Raw genomic sequence first — 1407 nt, 5'->3', positions numbered from 1 at the left:
AGCTATCTTTAGCTGGTATTGTATTTATAGCATAGCAGGAATTTTATCGCATTGTTGTTTTTGAACAGTTTCAGTCGTTAAACACAAACACGCAAGCGAAATAAGAAAATGAATTCATTTAAAAGTAACACAACTGTTTGACTAATTATATACGTTATGGATAAGTATTTTGTACACAATAACCTAAATTACCCAACTAGAATTAATGAATTTTAGCGAGAGAACGATTTAATTTATAATAATTAACGTAAATCGAAAATTTGTAACTCAGTAATATATTCCTGAACAGGAGCGTGATATCAGCATGATATATTCTATTAAAGGTGTTAATATTCAGAAGGAGGATTACTATGTATACAGTAACATCAAGAATTCGTAATATAAAACAACCCCAATTGGGATACATACCTGTTTCTGCTTTAAATGTTGTTAAGTATTCTGATAATAATGAAATTAAAGAAGTTAATCCCTACTACAAATCAATTCAAGGGATGGCTGTAGATTATTTAACAAGATATATGACTGGTACATTTAAACAATATAGTGTTTCAAACGTGTCTAATGGGCGCTGAGATGGTGAATGAATTAGAACAAGCTGAAGACCTACTCGAATGGATACAGTGGTTGGATGAAAATTCAATCTATACGACTTGCAAGTTAGTTGGATATGATGTTGCTTATAAAAGAGGTCCACAATATTTTACATCAATTGACAATATACAACCTAACAGAAAAGTTATAAAAAATATCGAAATTATGGTTAAACGAAGTCGACAATTTCTTAAAAAAGAAAATAAATCTCTTGATTTATCAGTATCATCCGTCGTTAATTTACGAAAAATGGGAAAAACCAGTAAAAAAGGTTACGTGATCAGTCGCATAAAAAAAGAAACGTGACAATCCGTCACGCCTCCCATAAACCAAAATAACACCTAATTATAACATAGGGGGGCAATTAAATGAAAATTGACATGAGCAAAGCGGAGGAATTTGCAAACTGGTTTTCAGGTATTGATGTTGATGTGATCGAGACAGCTGCTAATGTGCGCAAGTTTTTCAAGCAAGATTATCCAAAGTTAATGCGAGTAGCTGGTGTTGGAAATAGCTTCATCAAATCACCAGTGATCACAGACGAACCTAAAGCTCCCTCTTTTGGTAACAATTTAGAAGAACGGATCGTAAAACGTGTATATGCACAAGAAACATTAGAGCGGGTCATTGAAACTTTAAATGCAATCAGGGATGAGAGCAAGCAGATATTAATTGCTGTGTATGTTGATGATTTAAGCGCATGGGAGATATGCGAAAGGTTAGGATGTGAAGAGACGCAATATCGTGTAAAGAAGCGTAAAGCCGAGAACGAGTTTGCAGATGCTTTTGAGACGTGTTGTCCATGGTGGAAAGATC

The 1407-nt window shown here is 33.9% G+C and carries 3 protein-coding genes; all 3 read left to right on the top strand.

The window, feature by feature from the left end; translation table 11 throughout:
• Positions 1–350 precede the first annotated feature (350 nt).
• A complete protein-coding gene (locus FC32_RS04830; RefSeq protein ID WP_025088113.1) occupies positions 351–572 on the top strand; it encodes a hypothetical protein in 222 nt (73 codons plus the stop codon).
• Between the two features lie 4 nt (positions 573–576).
• Entirely contained in the window at positions 577–897 is a 321-nt protein-coding gene (locus FC32_RS04825) for a hypothetical protein (protein WP_155891520.1), read from the top strand.
• 62 nt (positions 898–959) lie between these two features.
• On the top strand, positions 960–1407 hold a 448-nt coding region (locus FC32_RS04820; RefSeq protein ID WP_202812953.1), incomplete at its 3' end, for an ArpU family phage packaging/lysis transcriptional regulator.

This window comes from Ligilactobacillus apodemi DSM 16634 = JCM 16172 (assembly GCF_001434405.1).
GTDB classification, from domain to species: Bacteria; Bacillota; Bacilli; order Lactobacillales; family Lactobacillaceae; genus Ligilactobacillus; species Ligilactobacillus apodemi.
This window is presented reverse-complemented; position numbering and strand designations above follow the sequence as displayed.